14 protein-coding genes are annotated in these 16,947 nt (G+C 37.9%); 11 read left to right on the top strand and 3 right to left on the bottom strand.

Annotated elements, in window-relative coordinates; translation table 11 throughout:
* Window positions 1-167 precede the first annotated feature (167 nt).
* Together ACT5E3_RS17125 and ACT5E3_RS17130 are read right to left on the bottom strand one after the other, a co-directional pair.
* A complete protein-coding gene (locus tag ACT5E3_RS17125) occupies window positions 168-3,746 on the bottom strand; it encodes an ankyrin repeat domain-containing protein (RefSeq protein ID WP_444994760.1) in 3,579 nt (1,192 codons plus the stop codon).
* An 86-nt stretch (window positions 3,747-3,832) separates the two neighbouring features.
* On the bottom strand, window positions 3,833-4,069 hold the full coding sequence (locus ACT5E3_RS17130; RefSeq protein WP_444994761.1) for a hypothetical protein: 237 nt from the start codon (window positions 4,067-4,069) through the stop codon (window positions 3,833-3,835).
* A gap of 315 nt (window positions 4,070-4,384) precedes the next feature.
* Between ACT5E3_RS17130 and ACT5E3_RS17135 the strand changes: the two genes are divergently transcribed.
* From ACT5E3_RS17135 to ACT5E3_RS17180, 10 genes are all read left to right on the top strand, one after another.
* Window positions 4,385-4,570: a hypothetical protein gene (locus ACT5E3_RS17135; RefSeq protein WP_444994762.1), complete on the top strand. Its 186-nt coding sequence runs from the start codon at window positions 4,385-4,387 to the stop codon at window positions 4,568-4,570.
* Entirely contained in the window at window positions 4,567-5,163 is a 597-nt protein-coding gene (locus ACT5E3_RS17140; RefSeq protein ID WP_444994763.1) for a hypothetical protein, read from the top strand. Before ACT5E3_RS17135 ends, ACT5E3_RS17140 begins: the two co-directional genes overlap by 4 nt.
* 6 nt (window positions 5,164-5,169) lie before the next feature.
* Window positions 5,170-5,856, top strand: coding sequence for a hypothetical protein (locus ACT5E3_RS17145; protein WP_444994764.1), 687 nt, complete (start codon window positions 5,170-5,172; stop codon window positions 5,854-5,856).
* Window positions 5,857-5,866: 10 nt separating this feature from the next.
* A complete protein-coding gene (locus tag ACT5E3_RS17150; protein WP_444994765.1) occupies window positions 5,867-6,892 on the top strand; it encodes a vWA domain-containing protein in 1,026 nt (341 codons plus the stop codon).
* Complete coding sequence (locus ACT5E3_RS17155) at window positions 6,889-8,502, top strand: type IV secretory system conjugative DNA transfer family protein (RefSeq protein WP_444994766.1); 1,614 nt, start codon at window positions 6,889-6,891, stop codon at window positions 8,500-8,502. The genes ACT5E3_RS17150 and ACT5E3_RS17155 overlap by 4 nt, the downstream gene beginning before the upstream one ends.
* A gap of 3 nt (window positions 8,503-8,505) precedes the next feature.
* Window positions 8,506-8,844 carry a hypothetical protein gene (locus tag ACT5E3_RS17160; RefSeq protein ID WP_444994767.1) on the top strand — a complete coding sequence of 113 codons (339 nt, stop codon included), beginning with the start codon at window positions 8,506-8,508 and terminating at the stop codon, window positions 8,842-8,844.
* Window positions 8,845-9,106: 262 nt separating this feature from the next.
* Entirely contained in the window at window positions 9,107-9,307 is a 201-nt protein-coding gene (locus tag ACT5E3_RS17165; RefSeq protein ID WP_444994768.1) for a hypothetical protein, read from the top strand.
* Complete coding sequence (locus ACT5E3_RS17170) at window positions 9,308-10,978, top strand: recombinase family protein (protein ID WP_444994769.1); 1,671 nt, start codon at window positions 9,308-9,310, stop codon at window positions 10,976-10,978.
* A gap of 465 nt (window positions 10,979-11,443) precedes the next feature.
* Window positions 11,444-12,382, top strand: coding sequence for an ABC transporter ATP-binding protein (locus tag ACT5E3_RS17175; protein ID WP_444994770.1), 939 nt, complete (start codon window positions 11,444-11,446; stop codon window positions 12,380-12,382).
* Complete coding sequence (locus ACT5E3_RS17180; protein WP_444994771.1) at window positions 12,379-13,560, top strand: ABC transporter permease; 1,182 nt, start codon at window positions 12,379-12,381, stop codon at window positions 13,558-13,560. The genes ACT5E3_RS17175 and ACT5E3_RS17180 overlap by 4 nt, the downstream gene beginning before the upstream one ends.
* A gap of 89 nt (window positions 13,561-13,649) precedes the next feature.
* Here the strand turns inward: ACT5E3_RS17180 and ACT5E3_RS17185 are convergent, their stop codons facing one another.
* On the bottom strand, window positions 13,650-15,554 hold the full coding sequence (locus tag ACT5E3_RS17185) for a TolB family protein (protein WP_444994772.1): 1,905 nt from the start codon (window positions 15,552-15,554) through the stop codon (window positions 13,650-13,652).
* A 152-nt stretch (window positions 15,555-15,706) separates the two neighbouring features.
* Here ACT5E3_RS17185 and ACT5E3_RS17190 point away from each other — a divergent pair, with 152 nt between their 5' ends.
* Window positions 15,707-16,945, top strand: coding sequence for a helix-turn-helix domain-containing protein (locus ACT5E3_RS17190; protein ID WP_444994773.1), 1,239 nt, complete (start codon window positions 15,707-15,709; stop codon window positions 16,943-16,945).
* Window positions 16,946-16,947 lie beyond the last annotated feature (2 nt).

The following is a 16,947-nucleotide window of genomic DNA, read 5'->3' on the forward strand; positions in this document are numbered from 1 at the left end:
TAGTTTAGTAATAAAAAACTTAATTTTCGATTAATCTAGCTAATCTTTGCACAAAATCCTCATGCCTTGAAGGTAATATATAAAACGCAGCTTCCAGATAAGCGTGCATTTTTGGATATTCACACTCATTATCATTATGGCTAATAGTTTTCGATGCTTTATCAAATTTACTGAGCCTTACTTAATAGCCGTTGTGCAATAGTTTCATGCCCATATGTAAGAGCTAAAAGTACAGCATTCTCGCCTAGTGTATTTTTTTGTGATACTTTTACTTTTCCAGTACTTAACAAACTGTGAACGATAGACTCTTGACCATAACAGCACGCAAACATCAATACGCTAAAGCCCGCATTATTTTGTGCATTTATATCTATTTCCTCTAATTCTAATAGATATCGGGCAATTGTTTCATGGCCGTGCTGACTTGCTAACATTAGAGCGCTATTACCGTCATCACTTTGCGCATTAATTTTAATATTCTTAGAATTAGCCAGAAGCCGGACAATGGTTTCGTTGCCCTTTATACATGCAAGCATAAGCGCATTATAACCTCCAGTAAATGTCGAATTCACATCAATATTTTCAAAACTCACCAAATCTTCAACAATTTTTTCATGGCCGTTCTGAACCGCCAACATAAGCGCTGTAGTTCCTCCACCAAAAGATCTGTTAATGTCAATTTTATCAATTTTCAATAGATATTTAACAATCAATGAATGACCATATTGGCTTGCATACATTATGGCCGTAGCCCCCTCATAATCAGTCATATCCATATCTATTTTTCCAGAATCCCCAAACTCATGCACAACTTTCTCATGTCCATATATGCAAGCAAGTTTTAAAGCTGTAGAGCCTGCTGAATCTGTTAGGCTAGCGCGTATTCCTTCTTCACATAGTAACAGTCGAACAATCACGTCATGACCAAACTCACTTGCCAACATCAATGCTGTTGTACCATTCTTATTTTGTTTATTTACGTCAACGTCATTAGTTTCTAATAAAAGACGTACAATTTCAGTATGTCCCTTCCCACAAGCAAACATTAATGCGGTAACCCCCTCACCGCTCTGCATATCCAATTTAATATCAGGAGAACTTAATAAAGATTGTACGATCCCTACATGTCCATTTTCACTTGCAAGCATGACAGGTGTAAGCTTGCTTAAAGTCGTTTGATTGATATTTATTTTTTTCGTTTCCAACAAAAGTCGAACCACTGCCTCATTTTTATTACTAATGGCCTCAATTAAAGGCGTTGTACCAAAGCTTATTGTGCTAAATCTGTTTAAATCAACGACTTCAGTTTCAATTAAAAAGCGAACGATGTCTTCTTGCCCATACTTACACGCAAGTAATAAAGCTGTTCTGTCTAAATGAGGCTTATCTATCTCGACTTGACCGCTTTCAAACATATAAGACACAATATTCGTATACCCATATGAAGCCGCAACAAATATCGGAATATTACCATTTTTCGCGATCTGATTTAGACTAACAGGGCGGTTCTTTACAATCCAGTCAAAAGCATCAAGCCCACCAATAAAGCAAGGTAAGAAAATTGCTGTTCTATCAGAACCGCTATTCGTCTTAAAATATTCCAGAAGTTGAAAATAAACTTTTTCTATATCACTAAACGAGCTTTTCAGCCTACAAATATCATTAAAATATTTTACTAAAGTAAAACCAACTCTGAAGAATGGAGAATTAGTTCGAAAATCTTTCGTTGAATTAAAATACTCTCCAGCTTCAAGAATTGAATTCACATTTACATTGTTAATAAAGTTGGTAGTGTAAACTTCTTGAGCTTTACCTGACAAAACACTAGACACTTCAATATTGGTTAGTGTGGCTGTTAAGTACAAAGAACCACTTTCAGTAAAACGTACTGGATTTAAGAATTCAGATAAATCTTTCCAAGCTTGTTCAGTAAATCTATTTAATTCATCATTCGCTAAATTACGTGCTAATCTAATAAAAAACTCGATAAAGGAATCTATAATCTCTATTTTTTCTGAGTACTGAATACATAACATACTTACGAAGAGATCATGAATTTCTTTTTTATCTTTATACTCTCTAAAGAACGTAAGAAAAAAGTTCTCACCCATAATATCTGGCTCAAATTTTTTGAGCGTATTTGTATCTTGTGATGATACTATCCTGTTACACCAAGCTGAAATTTCTTCTTTTTCAGTTTGAGTAAGCCCTATTTCACCGGACAAACAATCATATAAATGAGAGAAAGGAATCCCTTGTAATACCGTAGCGACTGAAACACATACTCCCACTTTTACACCGAGATTTGAACCAACAGCTTCATTTGGCGCATTATCGCCTTTCCATGGAATTCTTCGGGTAGAGCGAAAATAGTGATTTATGAGATCTTTTCTTTTCCAATGAGCTATTTTCTCAATACCATTCTTGATCGATTCAGCAATTAATATCGCAAATAAAGGATGCTCAGCGTAAGTCGACTCACCATCGCTCATCCCTTTCAATACATCATAGGCTCTTGCAACTTCCCAGCTACCCCTTTCAAATCCCGATACTTCTGAAATAATATCAAAAATCAGTTCCTTACGACTATTCGATTCATCAAGTCGCATTGGCGAATATTTATGAAGAAACTGCGTTCTATAGTTTAATCGCGTCCCATCTCTATCAATTGCATCAAGTGTTAAAGAATCCAACCCTTCACTATCAAATCGACTTGGTAAAACATGATCCAGTATTAACAGCCTGATTTTATATTCTTGTTTGCGCTCTCCAGCTTTGACGATAAGGTCTATAACATCTTTAAAACGATAAATATAATCAACGACAATAAGAGCATTACAAGTCGGCTTCCAATTACGCCACTTCTTTAAATTCTCAAGCGAATTCTCATAAACAAAGCCTGCCTGCCATTCATTATCGCTTACATTGTTTCTCATCCATTCAGACACAAGCCTTGTCTTACCTGCACCGGATGGAGCAATAACAAACATAAAAGAAAACTTATCTTCTTCATTAAGGAACTCTGTCAGTTGCTTAATTTCTTCATCTCGTCGATAGAGATTCACAGAACTGTGATTATATGGATTTAAGTCAATTGAAGCTGAACTTGAGTGAGAATCAATATATGGCGGCGACTCGATTGGAATATCTGATTTAATTATTTCTCTGTTAAATTGAGGTGTTTCTTCAATAATTAGCCTTTTAATGATGTCTTCATGACCTTTGGTGCAGTTTTTTTTACCTGCAAGAAAATGCGTAAGCTCATCAATAATTGACTGGGGCACAAGATTATGGGGATTGTCAGGCTCATTAAATACCCGTAAAGGTAAAAAGCCTTTTTCACAGAACTTTAAAAATTCCAATAGGCAATGTAGTTCGGATTCAAACCCAGCAATCTCTGTTATTATTTTAAAGAACTTTCTAGGTTCACCATTTGCGATATTTGTAGTCGTCGGAAAGTTGTCAAAATAGCTTTGACTAGGGAGTTCATCAATAAGCTTCTGTCGCGTACTACATGAACCGCCTTCCTTTGTAGTCTGCTCTTGTGCGAAATGCTTTAAGTGATATCCCTCAAAAACTTTTATTTTCCGCTTGCTATTTCCTGGGTGAGGTCTTTCTATAGTGCTAAGGCCATTTCTATTAGGCTCTAAACCATGCTCTATCAGCAGCTCATTGCGTTTATCCGTTGCCATCAATTTACAGATTCTATTTAATAAATCTGCGTACTCATCTGCTCCTTTGTCCATTTATATTATGTCCAATATACACAAGAATATTAGACATAATACATAATTTTAAGGTGGGGTAAACCCCCTGACAATCCCGATGAGAGCTACTCAAAATCTACTTTCTTATCGGTTTCTAGTCGAAGTATTCGCTTTACATGTTCGGGACTATAACTTGCTTCAAGCAGTTCTTCAGTGACGTCTTGAAACACTTCTTGTATCGTTTTGTTTTGAACTTCTGCACGTACCTTTAAAAGGTCATTGAATATATTGGCATATCCCTTTGGTACATCTTCAATCTTTACCGTATCTAACCCCAGTTCTTTTTGTCGTTTTGTTGGCATAAATATTCACTTTCTTCTTCCTTGAATGAAACAACCTCTTTTAGTTGTAGCAGCATTCACTTTTAAAGGTCAATTGAAAAGTCACTAACACCTTGTTATAAATGTACTTATCGGCTTAATCTTACTCGCCTGAAACACGCCTTCCGCACATTTTCGGAAATTCCGAAAAAATACCCACTTTTCCGAAACATTCCGAATTTTTTCCGAATTCGTTCTTTGAAATACTCAAGCTACCTCATGCAAAGCATGGGTCACGAAATAGGTGCCTAGCCATTCACCGAGCCTGACGAGGCTTATTTAGTTTGAGTAAAAGCTATGAAAAAACACTTGAAAAAAGAGCTAATAAAAGTTCTGTACATAATGCTTGCCCTCACCCTGCTTACAGGAATTTTAGTGGCAGATAATGGCACGGCTGCATGGATCGCCTGCTTTACAGCAGCAGAAATTAAGCTAGCGATATATTTGCTCGGCAAAAATTTAGATGATGGAGGTGATGCATGAAGAACTTTTCTAAATCACCATTTGAAGGATTCAGGCCGCCGAATGCTACAAAATTCGGCAAAGCAGCATTTTGCATTGCCGTTGAGGGCATTATGTTCCTTCTGTTTTACAGCGTCTATAACGAGACAATCTCGTTCATGGGCGAAACGTATCTTTCAGAATTGCCCCTTATTGGCGGGGCGTTTCAGAATTCCGATGCAACGGCATCCAACATCATAGCGATAGTTTTATCGCTGTTTACCCTGCTTACCCCGATTTATATCTTCGCAGAGATTATTCGGCAAAACCTCATTGAGAATTTCCGTGAATGGATCGCGCATCCGAGCCACAAAATCACCGCTATCGTCGCGGTGTTTATCCTGCTGCTCGCTACAGGATTGGAAATCATCAATATCTACACGATGGTTGCTAAAGAAGCCCTGCCACAGGGCGGATTTGTGCAAGTGCAGAGCGAGCAAGGCGATGTAATGAGCTACCTCGCAGAAAACAAGGGTATCGCCGTGGGCGTGTCCTTGATGATCACCATCATCAACCTGACGATAGCCTATTTCACCGTCTACACCTTTTCCAATCTTTCATCACAAGAGGCGTAAATTATTATGAGCATCTTAAGAGTTTTATTTATCACAGTAATCCTAAGCATAACCGCCTGTAGTGATGGTGGTTCTAAACAAGCAGCTACAAATCGTGAAGCCATTTTCATCTTATTTGAGAATAGCGGAACAATTGCCGAGGATGAGCAAGGTGAGGCGACGAATACCCTGCTCCACTTGCTGCAACAAATCACGACATTGGCGCGTAAAAGAGCAACCAAACACACGCCCGTTTATATTTTATTTTCAGATAGACCAAATCAATTTGCCTGGTCAGGAACGCCCGTTCAATTACGCGAACAAGCGCCAGCAATCAAAGATCTTATCACATTCAAATCATCGTTTAATGATTTGGTGATGGCCTTTGAGCAAATAGAAACCACAATAAATTTGATGCAAACCAATAAGGCAAGATTGTACTGGATTGGCTCGACGATTCATGTTCCCTTTCAGGCAAGCGCAGAAAAAATTGAGGTTGAAGTGCCGCAAGCTGTGCCAGAAAACTTAGCGCTGCTTAATTTTGCGAACAAACTTAACACGTTAAAAATCTATCGCAATCATCCCGATCAAGATCAAATTTTACAAGCTTATTTTTCCGCAAACGGCATCTTAAAGCGCGCAAAAAATCAGAAGCTTGACTTTACCCTGCTCGGCGCGGCGCAAACAAAATCACAATTAAATAATTTGCTGTGAGGTGATGGATATGAATGTCATGACATCCGCCGCTCTCGCGGCGCTGATCTTCCCTGCTTTGGTTTCTAAGGCAGATGAAGCGCAGATCAATATTACGAGTAAAAGCGAATATTCAGCTCCTAAAATCATTATTCGCTCAAAATATAATTTTGAAAAGCCGATCTCGCTAAAACTCAAAACCGATCTTTCGCTTTTGCCATCTGAAGCTTTGATAAAGGTAATTTCCAAATACAATATGGTCGATGAGAAAGGCATAAAAATCACGTCTGGTTTTGATGTTGATGTAAAAAACAATCTGGTAATTGGATTTAGCGGCGGCAAAACAGAAATCATAAAGACCAGTAAATTGCCAGATGGTTTTAAGGTCGTGAGCAGCTTTAAAGATAGCGCAGGTAATTTTATCGCCCCGCCTAAAAATAGCCTTGCGGCCTATACCAGCACGGGTGAAAAACTTTGCTTTTCTTATGATGTGCGGCAAGAGCCAAAAATGGCGTTTACATTGCTGCTTGATAAATCAGGTTCAATGGAGAATGTGATTGGCGAGGTAAAATCCGAAGCAAAACGCTTTTTAAAGCTTTTACCAAAGTCATCGCTTTGCGCTGTTGCCAGCTTTAATAGCAGTTACCACTACGCCCATAAAAATTATCAATCCTGTCATGGTAATAATTTTGGCATCGATGCAATGACCAGCAGTGGCGGCACTGATATTTACAAACCGCTAAAATCTGCATATTCGAATTTATCTGGCGCGTTTTTCAAAGACTATCAAAAGGCTGTCATTATTATTACCGATGGCTATACGGTTAAGGATGAGCAACGTAAACAAGAATTGCTTTCGCTAAAAAAAGATACGCTGACCTTTGTTCACTTTATCGGTGGCAATGAAAAGGATGCGCTTGAAGGTATTACCGATCATTTTACCGCGCCGAACGGTAATGTGAAGGATGTCTTAGCGCAGTATTTTAATGTTATTAGTAACGGCTATAAAGCGCAGAAAGTTCTTCACGTACAGCAATGTTCGAAGGCATCGTCATGAATGCCCGTGAACGCATAGAGCGGATTTTTAAGCGCGATATGGAGCTTTATGGCTCGGCAAAATGGGCGACACAAGAGCATTTAAATGCGCGGCATTACGGCGAAGATAAAGCGCTTTTTCTCGGCTATGGTCAAAATGAGTATCGCAATAAACGGCGTTATCAAATCCGCCATTCGCCCAAGAAACACATTACAAGTATCGCCCCAACGCGCGGCGGTAAGGCGCTTAGCATTTGCATTCCCGTCGCATTAGAACATCAAGGCGGGCTTGTTGTTACAGATGTAAAATCCGGCGAAATCGCACAAATCACGGCCAAATATCGCCGCGATGTTTTGGGTCATAAAGTTATCATCATCGATCCGTGGGATGAGGTATGTTCGTCGCTCGGTTTTGAAAAAGCGCAACTTAACGTGCTCGACTGGATCGATACGGATAATGAAAACTATATTGATGATGCTTTCTTAATTGCTGATGCGCCAATTGCTGATAACGGCGTTAAAGATCCGTTCTGGAACGAGGAAGCGCGTGCTCTTATCTACGGCTTAATTGTCTATGTTTGCACAACATCCTGCGTTTTATTTCCAACGCAAGAAAAGTCAAAAGACATGGTGCAAGTGCGGCGCTTACTGAACTTGCCGCCACAACAATTCAAAGAACTTGTTGAAGGAAAATTTGAAAAAGATGAAGATGGAAACACACATTTGGTTGCACCCGGCATGTTGCAAAGCGCGATTGAGCCAGTGCGCGCTGCCGCCGCTCGGATACTCAATAAATCGTCGAAAGAGTTTTCAAGCGTCATGTCAACGGCGCAATCAAATTTGCATTTTCTTGAAAGTCCCGCAATTCAAAAAGCCTTAAGCAAGAGCACATTTTCTCCCGCAGATTTACAGCGCGGCGATGTTGATATTTACATCGTCATGCCAGCGGAGCGAAACTTTACGCATAATCGGTTTATCCGCTTGCTCATAAGTATTTTTATAACTTCGGTTATTCGTTTTGATAAAAAAACCAAACTGCCTGTTTATTTCTTATTGGAAGAAATGCCAGTTTTGGGACGCATGGATATTATCGAAATAGCATTTTCCCTTATGGCGGGTTTTGGTATGACACTGCACATTATCTGTCAGGACTTAACGCAGCTCTCTGGAATCTACGCAAATACATGGCAAACCTTTCTATCGAATAGCGGCGCAATACAATTCTTTGCGACGTTCGATCCGATGACTGCCGATTATGTATCGCGTCTTTGTGGTGTTGGCACGGTTGAGTCCGTTAGTGAAACAAGCGCCGAAATGCGCGCTAAGTTATTGAGTGATCCCAATTACGCCAATAGCAACGATCAGGCAAAAGATCGCCCTCTTATCACACCCGATGAAGTCATAACGATGCATCCTGCGGTTCAGATTCTTATCTTATCTTACGCAGATCCGGTCATATGTTTTAAAACCGTTTATTTTCTCGATAGCCGCTATCGAGATAAAAATGGGAATCCTATTTATAGCTGCCATCCAGATTACGCAGATAAAGAACAGCCAAAAGCAATTGACTTTACCAATCCGAATATTGATATCGGCAAAGTCATCGATGATGTTCTTCACGGCGGAGGATAATCTATGAACTATATCCTATATTTTATCCTTCTTTTGACATCCGCCTATTTTTGTATTGGGCTTGTATTTTGGCCGAAGTTAATAGCGGCGCATTCCTATTACTCGACTACGGTTTATTATGCGGCGCTCGCCGCGCCATATGTTTTACTGCTCACCTCAATTAAAGGCTGGCACCGCGCCTTTGTTTGGCGGCGCATGTATGAAGCGCAACAAAAAAGACCGCGCCTATCACGCGGTGAAGTTACGCATCATTTACAAAAACCAAAGCCGAGCTTTTTGGAACTTTGCTGCATCATTTTATTGGGACTGTCGCTATGTGCATTATGGGGACGCATGGCATGAAGTGCATAAAATTCGAATTAAAAAACCGCAGAAAACCTAGCCTTTCGCGTGAATCATTAAGATTTTGTTTACCTATAGAATATATTCTAAAGATAGGGAGCACAATCAAGGGTAGCAATTTACCCAGTGCTCCTTTTTATTGCGTTAATGACATGCATATGTGTTCATCACCCGTGGCACATGCTCCCCCCAATTGCAGCATAAACGCAAATAAAATCAGGTGGGCGGCCGCTACCCTCTCTTTTTTTCTTGTCGAGGTCATATGAAAGACAAGATAAAAAGTAAGCCAAAAGTTATAGAAATAAATTTGAAGACTCCCTTCAAAGAGAGTCATAATGGGGCATCAATTGATGAGCGTATTATTGCTCTTGTAAAACTTATGGCGCGTCAAACTGCTGAAAGAGACTTTCGTAAGTTGAATAAAAAGCGCCATTCCCCAAAATCAAAGAAAGGAGGTAAGTAAATGAAACTCCGCGTTGCAATTTATGCTCGATATAGTTCGGATTTGCAAAGTGACGCTTCGATAGAAGATCAATTGCGGCTTTGTAATGAAAAATCAATCCAACAAGGCTGGGACGTAATTTCCGAATATTATGACCGCGCAATTTCTGGTGCGTCAATTATGCAACGTCAAGGATTACAAAACCTTATTCAAGGTGCTATGTCAGGCAAATTTGATATTGTTATAGCCGAAGCATTAGATAGATTAAGCAGAAATCTTCATGACATCTCGGGATTGTATAAGCAGCTAGAATTTGCAGGGGTGCGTGTATTTACCCTTTCAGAAGGTGAAATCAACACCATGCATATCGGCCTTAAAGGGACAATGAACGAGCTTTTCCTAAGAGACCTTGCCGATAAAACAAGGCGCGGTTTACGCGGCAAAATCGAAGCAGGAAAACATGTTGGAAAATGCTATGGCTATCGCGTCAAAAAGCAGTTTGACGCAAGTGGTGAGGCAATTAAAGGCGAGCGTGAAATTGATCAATATCAAGCTAAGATTATCAATCGAATTTACCATGAATATGCAGTTGAAAATCGCTCTCCTAAAGCTATTGCGGCTCAACTTAATGCGGAGAATATTCCCTGCCCTTCTGGTAAAAGCTGGGGGCAATCCACGATAAATGGCAATCGTAAACGCTTAACAGGCATATTAAGAAACCCAATTTATATCGGTGAGCTGATCTGGAATAGACAAAAATTCATCAAAACACCAGAGGGAAAACGCGTTGCACGGCTTAATCCAGAAAGCGAATGGATAAGAAAAAATGTGCCGGAACTGCGCATAGTTCCACAAAAGTTATGGGAAGCTGCAAAAGCTAGACAGCGTATTTTAGATAGAAAAACGGATTCATTAGGAGCCAAGAGAAGACCTAAATATCTATTATCCAGCCTTTTAAAATGTGGCTGCTGTGGCGGAGGATTTTCAAAACATAATAGCGAGCGTTATAGCTGCTCCAACGCACGGAATAAAGGCGAAAGCGTATGTAATAACCGTAAAACCATTAAAAAAGATGTCGTTGAAAATGTTGTTCTCAATGCTTTAGAAACCCATTTAATGAATGAGGAGCTGGTTAAAATATTTACCGAAGAATATACGCGCCATTTGAATGAATTGCGTAAATCTGAAAATATCGCCTTAAAGCAATATCAGGCTGAACACGAAAAACTCGCTAAAGAGAAAGAAAATATCATCAAAGCGATAAAAGACGGTGTTCCCGCATCGGTTCTTAGTGAAGAATTACAAAAAATAACACATCGCCAAGAGAAGTTGATTTGTTTGATTTCTGAGCAAGGCGAAGTTGAGCAACCAATTTTGCACCCTTCAATGGCTGTTCATTATAAACACTCAATAGCTGATTTAAAGAAATTACTGGCTAATGCGACAACAAATCATGGTGAGGCTCATGAACATGTACGCGCCCTTATAGATAAGATTGTGCTCACGCCAAAGCCAGATAATAGCGAGCTTACAATCGACCTCTATGGCGATTTAGCGGGTATTTTAGACATTGCAACAAGGGGGAAAAACGTGAATTCAAACAAGAATATTGTCAATGAAATTAATAGATTAGCGTCAAATGACAACAATAGGTCTGTATCGTTGGTTGCACCTCCTTGCTACCATTATTAAAAAAACCTGCATTTATTGCAGGTTTTTTATATCTGTAGAAAATACATTCAAAAATATCATTAACCAAGCGCTAAATAATCAGCCAACATCGAAGAGTGTTCATTTATCGCTATTTCTCTAACTTAGCTACAGAGAGCCTCTCTATAATTTTTCCATCCGTACTACTCCTTCCTCTTAACCCGAATGTCATTTCTGACAACTCACGGCCAGCCAAATCCCACTTTCTTACAAGTATTAAGTCTTTTGAAATTCATTATAACGAATACCTACTTGTTTTAAAGTTATCATGAACCTAGTGGCTCTAAATACTGACTAAAAAATAGACAGCTATTACTATTTACCTTCACTAATATCAAGGCTGCTGAGACTTATTCAGTCATGGCTCTACACTCTGATTACATTAGAACACTGTGGCATTTGTATCGAATATGTTAATCTTCAATACCTCAAATGTAGGAGATACTAATGCAAATCAAAGTCACTGATATCATTAAACAATATGCAAAAGTAACAGCCGTCACCCAAGCATCATTTAGTGTCGACAATGGTGAAATAGTGGCTTTGTTAGGGCCTAATGGTGCAGGAAAATCTTCAATCGTTAGAATGCTGGTGGGATTTACCCACCCAGACTCAGGCTCTATTGAAATCAGTCATCAAGCTCAAATTACGGCTTCAATACCTAAAGAGTTCCTCGGTTATTTACCAGAAGATCGAGGATTGTTTTTAGATCGAACGCTTCAAGATAATTTAATGTATTTTGCCAAATTAAGAGGGTTATCAAAAAACGAAGCCACTCAAAAAATAAATTATTGGCTTGAACGTTTTGAGCTGACCGACAGAGCAACAGAAAATTTAAAATCACTCTCCAAAGGCAACCAGCAAAAAATTCAACTAATTTCAGCGGTGCTCCATGATCCAAAAGTCGCAATACTTGATGAACCATTTTCGGGACTTGATCCGATTAATCAAGAGTTTGTTGTTGAAATAATCAAAGAGTTTAGAGATGCAGGTATGACTATTCTGTTGAGTGCTCACCAAATGAATTTAGTTGAACGGTTAGCTGATAGAGTGGTGCTGATGAACTTGGGAAAGGTTGTGTCACAAGGCTCCTTAACAGAAATTCATAATCAATTAAGTGATGGAAAAAAGTTACTCGTTCGATTTAGCGATGAAATTGAAGCCTCTAGACTATCGAGTTTGAGCTGTGTGTCGGCTTATGAAATAAGACAAAATAACGAATATGATCTAACCACTTCAGAAGAATATTCATTAAACCAGGTAATTGATGAAGTAAGAACACTAGGCGAAATTTTGGATATAAAAAGTGAGCACTTGAGCTTACATGACCTCTACCTTAAAGCGATTAAACAAGCAAATAGTGAAACGCCGGAGAAAATATCATGACAAGTCATTATTGGCAGCAGGTCCTTACGGTTACCGCCTGGGAATTCAAACGCTTCTTTAAGTGGAAGCAAGAGTTAATGTCGTATGGTTTAATTATTGCTATTATATTTGGCATTGGTATTTGGCAAGAACATATTGCTGATGACAAAAAAGCTATAACCATTGCAGTCAGCGAAGAAATTAAACTGCCCGCAAACGACCGATTTAAAATCACTTATTTTTCAAAAGAAAAACAACAGGCAATGCACGAAGCGTTAGGCTCTGAGTTAAATGCCGTTGTTTATAATGAAGATAATCAGGTTGTTATTTATGTGAGTGAAAAAGATAAATGGTTAAATCAGTTTAAAGGCTGGATGTCAGAAGCAGCACAGTCAGCTCACCTCAATAAGGTCGGGATTTCTGGAGAGGAACTACAACAAATCTTAACGCCCTATCAGTATCAATTAAAAGTGAAAGGCGAAGAAGACTCTAATAATGATAAAAGTAGCGCAGCGTTAATGACAATGGTACTGCTTATGGTTGGAGTATTTACTGCTTTTGCCTATGCTTTTGCCTCAATCACTACCGAGAAACAACAAAGAGTAACTGAACAGTTGCTTTCAACCATTAATGCACAAACCTGGATGGATGGTAAAATATTTGGGATCACTTTACTCTGCTTAAAGTCGTTAGTTACCACGGCTCTGAGCATGTTTATTTTTTATCAAATAATCTCAATTATTGATGGTAGTTCAGATAACACTCTTAACCTAGAGTTGGGTCACGTATTATCTTTAGCTTCATTTGTTATTTTAGGTTTGCTGATGTGGAATAGCCTGTTAGCTGGCTTTGCTGCAACCATTGACGATCCTAATCATTCTTCTCGTACCATTTTGATGCTTGTACCTATTATTCCAATATTTCTAGCCTATTCATTGGCTGATGCGCCTCAAAGTATTACGATGCAATTTCTAAGCTACTTTCCATTGACTTCATTTGCAGCAATGCCGATAAGAATGGCCGAAGCTAACGTTTCAATGTGGGAAATTATTGTTTCAATCAGCATTCTTTTAGCTGCTATCTATATATTTCGAAAAGCAGCGGCTCGTTTATTTAATATGGGAGTGATGATGTACGGGAAAGAACCTGGTATTAATGAAATGATTGGCGCTTTATTAAATAGCAAAGCAAACCACTAAAAAATTTTGATATAAACTAAGACTGTAAAAATATAACGGCCTTAGTTTATATTGAACATAAACTAATACCTTAAATAGTTTAAGAGCATTCAATTAGTCATTTTCACAGCTCGTTTAAACAATCGTAATTGATTGCTGTAAGTGTTTTTTTGAATAACAATATTGGATTGGTCCTTGGCGACACTAAAATAACTACAGTTAATATCACTCTTATTCTTATCAATTAAACCAATAGATTTAGAATCCTCAAAATCCCAAAAGTTGATACGAGATAAATTATTGGTAAAACTATGATAATAAATACCATTTTTAAATACTTGCCAGCTTCTAAACGCATAAATAGAAAAATCATCAATCAACAAGTATTCTGACTGAGTTAAATCGATTGCATTATCATCAATATCATTTGCCCTTAAAACTAGCTTTTTCGCCCATAATCCAGGCTCGTGTTTTTTATAAAAATATAGCATAGTGCCGTCAATTGAATCCTTTGCACCGCTTCCACCATTGATAGTCATTTGCTGTAACTCGTCACCATCAATATTAACTCGCCAAATTTGAGCTGTGCCACTCATATCAGATGAAAAATAAATATACTTACCATCATTAGACCAGCTAGGCGCTTCAGCATTCATCTGCTTATCGGTTAAGCGAGTAATTAAACCTGACTTCAATGTTAGTAAATAAATTCCTTGATTAGCGGTAAACATGATTTGGCTATCATCTTTTGACCACTGTAAATGGGTCAAACTAAAATCATAAGGAGTCCCATCAGTCAGCAAGACTTCTTCGCCATTTTCTTTACGCAACTTAATTTCTATTCGAAAGTTTCGATAGGTCATAAAAATAATTTGATTACTATTGTTGGCATATACAGGTGCATAATCATATGGTCCTGCCATTATTTTATTTTGTAGTTTTGTCGATGAAAAATCCTTATCATCTTTCGCCAAGTCATTTAATGGATTTTCAGCTTGCCATAATTCAGACTTCCAGGAAGTAATTTCTGAAACTAAATAATTCATATCCGTCGAGTAGTTGGTCGAACTAAATGAAAACTTGTGTTTATTATTACTCACTAGATTCCACATTTCGCCATTTAATGACAAACTCATAGGTCCAACAGATGTCGAAACTATTAGCTTTTGATTATCAGGCGACCAAGACAGTCCATTCGTATGATAACCTGTTTTTACTAATAGTCGTTGTTCTCCACTGGTTAAATCATATAGAAAATAACTACTCTTAGTAGCTTTAGTCTGTTTAACATAAACTAGCCATTTTCCATCTGAAGACGCACTCAATAAATATTCATGTGCTTCAGGCTCACCTAGAGAAAATAATTGAGTCACTCTATTACTGCTGAGATGATACTGGTAAGCGGCATATTGACGATATTTGTTTAACAAAGGTGAACCCTTAACTATTTTACTTTTTGCTGTAAAATAAAGGGAAGCCTCGTCATGGCTCCAATCCAGGTCACGCGTACTTTGTCGTTCACAGGAAAGAATATTTTCGATTTCTTCTAAAGTATTTTGAGAAGATAATTTTGCGATATAGATACCACACGATTGATTACTTTCCGATTTCACATAGGCAATTCTGTTGGTAACAGGACTCACTGTCACAGCCCAATAATCGATATCATCATCTGTTAGCTGATGGATTATATTCGAATCAAGATCTTTTAAATAAAGCTCAAAGCTTCGCCCCTCTTTTTTCTTTGCCGAAAAAACAATAATGTTAGAGTTATTTAAAAATTCAGCTCGTGTAACCTGAGCATCAACAAACTCATCGGAGGAAAGAAGATTTCCAAAGTCGTGATAAAGCGTCGGTAAATGTACATCTTTATTCAAGTTAATATAAGCAGAAACAATTAATTTTAAAATAACCAACAAGCTAACCATCAAGCCTAAATAAGGATAATGTAACAAACGTAAGCTAAATGAAGGAGGTGCTGCTTTTTCAGACTCAATTGTATTATTCGGTAACATAGCTTACTGATTTCCTCACCTCTCGTATATCCATCATCTTAATTTTACTCCCAATAGATATCCCCAAAATTTTAAAACTGGTTTTTCAATACATCATAAAGTAATATAAGTTTTTAACGCCAACCAGAAAAATACTTATTAATTATTCAATAATGATGAATCTTAGCTTTTTTGATGCGTTTAATATCATTGGTTCATTTTTTATACTTGGCGCCAGTTTTTATTGGTTTATATTTACCCGAGAAAAATCAGCAACCAGCAATATTTATGCGTCTTTTCTTTTTATTCTTTCTGTTGCAATAATTCATGGTCAACTTTTGGAACATAAGTTATTAAATCCATTAATTGTTATTGAAGGTCTGCTTTATTTTCTCCCGCCACTGTTTTATTTATACATCACTTCTTTTATTAATAACGCTCGAGTATTAACTACCAAAGATTTACGCCATTTTCTTTTTCCTGCCTTAATTATCATTATTTACCTTTCCTTAGGAGTCTATTATAACAAAGTAGAGCGTATATGGTTTGAGACACTTTCTTATACAAATACCCTCTATACAATAATGGATTTATTACTTAATATACAATTCGCAATTTATATTGGTTTTTCTGTTGATAAGCTACGGCAATATAAATTTTGGTTAGAAGATCATTACTCAACAACCGAACAAATAGGCATCATCTGGCTAAACCGTTTTGTTTTGGGGATATTATCAATATTCTTACTCCATCTTGCACTATTTGGTATTGATATGTCATTTTTTGCAATAGAGTACCCCGACTATGTTTATAAATTATTTGATTTTCTTGTGGTTGGTTTGACAATATGGGCAACACTTTATGCCCTACGTACACCTGCAATATTTAAACCTGAACTTCCCTATTATAAAACCAACAATTTTATCCCCGTCAATAAAGAGGTAACTAATGCTTCTCAAATTGAGGGGTTAACGGCTATGGACTCATCTCAATCAAAGCAACGCTCTACAAAAAGACAACCATCCGTCACTGTTCAGGAAAACTCACCGGCCGAACTCACTGAATACTTAGCTAAGCTCAATGAAGTTATGTGCAACAAGAAACCCTATCTCGATCCTCAATTAGGCCTCAATGATCTGGCGAAAAGCGTAGGGCTAACACAAAAAAAATTATCTCAATTATTGAATAAAACACTCAACCAAAGTTTTTATAATTATGTCAATCGATATCGAATAGAAGAAGTCAAAAGCCGACTATCCAACAACGAAAATAGAGCCGCTAAACTCGAAGGCATCGCGATAGACTCAGGTTTTCGCTCCACCTCAACTTTTAATCGCCTGTTTAAACAACATACTCAAATGACACCTCAAGAGTTTAGAAACAACCAATTAAAACAATACCAAGAAGTATAAAA

The organism is Aliikangiella litoralis, assembly GCF_052495765.1.